The organism is Dietzia sp. CW19, assembly GCF_014145265.1.
GTDB classification, from domain to species: domain Bacteria; phylum Actinomycetota; class Actinomycetes; order Mycobacteriales; family Mycobacteriaceae; genus Dietzia; species Dietzia natronolimnaea.
In genome coordinates this window covers 1-5,296 of record NZ_JAALEE010000095.1, presented here as the reverse complement: position 1 = coordinate 5,296, position 5,296 = coordinate 1, and the positions used below count along the sequence as shown (strand labels likewise).

At 69.4% G+C, this 5,296-nt stretch carries 3 protein-coding genes and 1 pseudogene; 3 read left to right on the top strand and 1 reads right to left on the bottom strand.

Annotated elements, in window-relative coordinates; all coding sequences use genetic code 11:
• Window positions 1-851: RCC1 repeat domain-containing protein (locus G6021_RS03405; protein WP_182640661.1), on the top strand; the 851-nt coding region annotated here is incomplete at its 5' end.
• Window positions 852-1,042: 191 nt separating this feature from the next.
• Here the strand turns inward: G6021_RS03405 and G6021_RS03400 are convergent.
• Window positions 1,043-1,477, bottom strand: a complete 435-nt coding sequence (locus G6021_RS03400; RefSeq protein WP_182609628.1) for a DUF3052 domain-containing protein — start codon at window positions 1,475-1,477, stop codon at window positions 1,043-1,045.
• Between the two features lie 310 nt (window positions 1,478-1,787).
• Between G6021_RS03400 and aceE the strand changes: the two genes are divergently transcribed.
• On the top strand, window positions 1,788-4,583 hold the full coding sequence (aceE, locus tag G6021_RS03395; RefSeq protein WP_182640660.1) for a pyruvate dehydrogenase (acetyl-transferring), homodimeric type: 2,796 nt from the start codon (window positions 1,788-1,790) through the stop codon (window positions 4,581-4,583).
• Window positions 4,580-5,296, top strand: a pseudogene (locus G6021_RS03390) (PucR family transcriptional regulator); the annotation flags it as partial. The gene aceE and the pseudogene G6021_RS03390, both read left to right, overlap by 4 nt.

Sequence of the window (5,296 nt, the reverse complement as noted above, 5' to 3'; positions counted from 1 at the left end):
CCGGCACGCCCGCCGGGCCCGCGGCGGCGCTGCCACAGAAGGTGCCCGGCGTCCGGGACGCCACCTCCGTGGCGGCGGTCGGTGGAGCGTTCCTCGCCACCCACTCCGACGGATCCGTGACCGCGTGGGGCGACTCGTTCATCGCGAGCGGGGGCCACCGCGGAGCCGAGCGTCAGCAGCCCACCCCGGGCCCGGTCCCCAAGGTCGAGAACGTGATCGAGGTGGCCGACGGGCAACTCAACGTCCTCGCCCTGCGCTCCGACGGCAGGGTGCAGGGGTGGGGGATCAATCTCACCCAGGTGATCGGCGAGCCGGACGGGACGCTGGTCCGCACGATCCGGGACGTCCCGGGTGCCGTCAGCGTGGCCAACCCGGGAGGGGCCGCCGTCATCGCCACCAGCACCGGAGAGGTGTGCGCGTGGGGCAACAACGTCCACGGACTGCAGGGCGTCGAACCGCGTGGAGGTCAGAGCCCGCGGGCGGTCAGGATCGAGGGGCTGACCGACATCGTCCAGGTGGCCGGCGGAAACGACTTCGCGCTCGCGCGGGATTCCGACGGGCACGTCTGGGCGTGGGGACGCATCGTCTCCGGGATGCTCGGCGACGGGGACGCCGAGGACACCTCCACCGCCTCGCCGCAGCAGGTGGTCGGCGTGCCGCCGATGGAGTGGATCGGCGCCTCAGGTGCCTCGTCGTACGGGATCGACCGGACGGGAAACCTGTGGGCCTGGGGCGGCGGCCTCCGGGCTGCCCCGTACGCCGGCGAGGACCGGCGCCCCTACCGCGTTCCGCTGCCGGGGCCCGCCCAGTCGGTGTCCGGCGGGGTCGTCCTGCTCGGACCGGACGGCTGACCGGCGACCGGGCGGCCGACCGACAGGGCGCCCGGACACGCCTCCGGTCCCGCGTGCCCGCACGGTGCATGAGAGAACACCGGCACCTCGGGTGCCGGTGTTCGTGAGATCAACTCATCCCGGTTCTGGTGCCCCACCGCCGGGCGGCCGAGCACCCCCGGGGGGTGCGATCACGACCGCGGAATGGCGTTCTACTTCCGCGGAATGCTGTTCTTCCGCAGCGCCAGGCGGCTTCCCGCCCAGTCCCCCAGGGCCGCGGTGCGGGTCTGGAGCATCCCGGCGGTCTGGGCCGACTCGGCGATGACCGAGGGCTCCACGTGGCCGTCGTTCCCCGTCTTGGGGGTGAGGACCCACACGGAACCCTCCTCCGCCAACGGGGTCACGACGTCCATGAGCCTGTCCACCAGGTCGCCGTCGCCGTCGCGCCACCAGAGCAGTACCGCGTCGACGATCTCGTCCGTGTCCTCCTCCAGCAGCTCCGACCCGACGGCGTCCTCGACGGCCTCACTGATCGACTCGTCACAGTCGGAATCCCATCCGACCTCCTGAACGAGCATGTCCTTCGTCAGTTCGAGCTGACCAGCAATCTGATCCGCCCCGTCCTGCTGGTTCGCCGCGGCGACCACCGTGGTGTTCCTCCCTCGTATCCGACTTCGTTCGTCTTGGTCTTTCGCTGACCAGGAACACTACCCGCGCACCCTCCCACGGGAAACGACTACCGCCTATTTGGGCGGTCAGAGCGCAGCCCCGTGTCGCGCATCACGCTTTGGGGCACAATCAGAGGAAGTCATGGGCCGACGACGGCCCGTGGCCGGTCGACCTCGCCATCCGCCACACACCCGCGGCGCGTGCGGTCGACCGGACACTGCACCCCGACATGTGTGGTGACCCCACCGGGTCGCCGCTGTACGTATCGCAGAAGTGAGGACGAGACGCATGACCGAGACCGTAGGCACCCGAGATGGTTCCGCACCCACCAACGTGCCGGTCCTCCGGGAGGGGGTCGCGTCCTATCTCGCGGACTCGGACCCCGAGGAGACGCAGGAGTGGATGGACTCCCTCGACGGCATGCTCGCGGAGGCGGGCCCCGAGCGGGCGCGCTACCTCATGCTCAGGCTCCTCGAGCGCGCCTCCAAGCAGCGGGTTCCCCTTCCGGCTCTCACCTCATCGGACTACGTCAACACGATCCCCACCAGCCTCGAACCCGAGTTCCCGGGCGACGAGTCGGTGGAGCGCACCTACCGGCGCTGGATCCGCTGGAACGCGGCCATCATGGTCCACCGCGCCCAGCGGCCCGGCATCGGTGTGGGCGGCCACATCTCCACCTACGCGGGCGCGGCCCCGCTGTACGAGGTCGGCTACAACCACTTCTTCCGCGGCAAGGACCACCCCGGGGGTGGTGACCACATCTTCTTCCAGGGGCACGCCTCACCCGGCATGTACGCACGCGCCTACCTCGAGGGTCGCCTCCGCGAGCACGACCTCGACGGGTTCCGGCAGGAGAAGAGCCACCCCGGACGCTCACTTCCCTCCTACCCCCATCCCCGCTGCCTACCCGAGTTCTGGGAGTTCCCCACGGTGTCGATGGGCCTCGGGCCCATGAACGCCATCTATCAGGCGCGGTTCAACCGCTACCTGCACAACCGCGGGATCAAGGACACCTCCCAGCAGCACGTGTGGGCGTTCCTCGGCGACGGTGAGATGGACGAGGTCGACTCGCGCGGAGCCCTGCAGGTGGCCGCGAACGACGCGCTCGACAACCTGACCTTCGTCATCAACTGCAACCTCCAGCGCCTCGACGGCCCGGTCCGCGGCAACGGGCAGATCGTCCAGGAGCTGGAGTCGTACTTCAGGGGCGCCGGATGGAACGTCATCAAGGTCGTGTGGGGCCGCGAGTGGGACGCGCTGTTCGAGAAGGACACCGAGGGCGCGCTCGTCTCCCTCATGAACTCCGTCTCGGACGGTGATTACCAGACGTTCCGCGCCAATGACGGCGCCTGGATCCGCGAGCACTTCTTCGGCCGTGATCCCCGCACGGCCAAGCTCGTCGAGGACATGACCGACGACGAGATCTGGGCCCTCCGCCGCGGCGGGCACGACTACCGGAAGATCCACGCCGCCTACAAGGCGTCGCTCGAGCACACCGGTCAGCCCACGGTGATCCTCGCGCACACGGTCAAGGGTTTCGGTCTGGGCCAGAACTTCGAGGGCCGCAACGCCGCGCACCAGATGAAGAAGCTGACGCTGGACGACCTCAAGCTGTTCCGCGACAAGCAGCTCATCCCCATCACGGACGAGGAACTGGAGGCCGACCCGACGCTGCCCCCGTACTACAACCCGGGGCCCAACTCGCCGGAGATCCGCTACATGCTCGAGCGGAGGAACGCGCTGGGCGGGCACGTGCCCGAGCGGCGCCAGACCTTCACCCCGCTCTCCGTCCCGGACATCGATTCCCTGGCCTCGCTCCGCAAGGGTTCGGGAAAGCAGTCGGTCGCCACCACGATGGCCCTGGTCCGCACCTGCAAGGAGCTCATGCGGGACGAGTCGCTACGCGATCGTCTGGTCCCGATCATCCCGGACGAGGCGCGGACCTTCGGGATGGACTCGTGGTTCCCGACCCTGAAGATCTACAACCCGCACGGGCAGAACTACACCTCCGTCGACCACGACCTCATGCTCAGCTACAAGGAGTCCAAGACGGGCCAGATCATGCACGAGGGGATCAGCGAGGCCGGGTCGGTGGCCGAGTTCACCGCCGCCGGCACCGCGTATGCGACCCACGGTGAGCCCATGGTCCCGCTGTACATCTTCTACTCGATGTTCGGTTTCCAGCGCACCGGCGACGCCATCTGGGCGGCCTCCGACCAGCTCGCCCGCGGGTTCCTGCTCGGCGCCACCGCCGGCCGAACCACCCTCACCGGTGAGGGGCTGCAGCACATGGACGGCCATTCACCGCTTCTCGCCGCCACCAACCCGGGGATCATCTCGTACGACCCCGCATGGGGTTTCGAACTCGCCCACATCATGCGCGCGGGGATCGAGCGGATGTACGGGCCGGGCGCCGCCCATGAGAACGGCACCGACGGGATCGACCGCAACGTGTCGTACTACATCACCCTCTACAACGAGCCCGTCCCGCAGCCGCCGGAGCCCGAGGATCTGGACTCCGACGCCCTGCTCCGGGGGTTGTACCTCTTCCGCAAGGCCGAGAAGGGCGCGCTCAAGGCCTCGATCCTCGCCTCGGGTGTCGCGATGTACGCGGCCGCCGAAGCCCAGAAGACCCTGGCCGAGCGGTGGGACGTGGCCGCCGATCTCTGGTCGGCCACCTCGTGGAACGAACTGGCACGGGACGGTTACGAGTGTGAACGCCACGAGCTCCGACACCCGGATCAGCATGCCCGGACCCCGTTCGTCACCGCATCTCTCGAAGGCAGCGAGGGACCGAAGGTCGCCGTGAGCGATTACCAGAAGGCGGTGCCGGACCAGATCCGCGGATGGGTCCCCGGAGACTTCACCGTCCTGGGCACCGACGGATTCGGGTTCTCCGACACCCGACCGGCTGCGCGTCGCTTCTTCAACACCGACGCCGAATCGATCATCGTCGCGGTCCTCGCCGGGCTGGTCCGCGAGGGCAGCCTCGAGAAGCGCACCCTGCTCGAGGCGGCCCGCCTGTACAAGATCGACGACGTCATGGCGGCGCCCGAGCCCACGACGGATCCCGGGGTGGCGTGACCGAGACGACCGGACCCGCGGCGGGGGCCGGGCCACAGACCGTACAGCCGTCACGGCGCCGATCCGCGAGGGCTCCGGATCAGCGACCGGTCTCGGATGCGCTGCTCAAGCGCATCACCCGGTACTCGGGGACCCTGTCGACGGAAGCGGTCCGGTCCCTCGAGGAGGACCTGCCGTTCTTCGCCGGGCTGTCCGCCGACCAACGGGCGGAGATCCAGCTGATCATCCAGAGCGCCGTGCGCGACTTCGTCACCTGGATGCGCAACCCCGAGGCCCCGCACACCGACACGATCGCGGGGTTCAAGCTTCTGCCCAAGGGCCTCGGTCAGGGCCTGTCCCTGCAGGAGACCGTGCAGCTCGTCCGCTCCACGTGCGAGTACTTCGAGCTGGTCATGCCGCGGATCACCCACAACGAGCGCCAGCGCGGGCTCATGATCGCGGCGGTGCTGAAATTCGGTCGCGAGCTCGGCTTCACCGCTGCCTCGGTGTACGCGGCCGCCGCCGAGCACCGGGGCGCCTGGGACACCCGCATGGAGGCGATGCTGGTCGACGCCGTCGTTCGCGGGGACCGGCACGCCGATCTCGCCTCCGGGGCCTCGGCGCTCAACTGGGATCCGACCACCGCTGCCACCGTCATCGTGGGGCGCCCCAGGGCGGATCTGGGGCTGGCGTCCGTGCCCGCCACGCACAAGGCCGCCGTCGCGGCGGGCAGG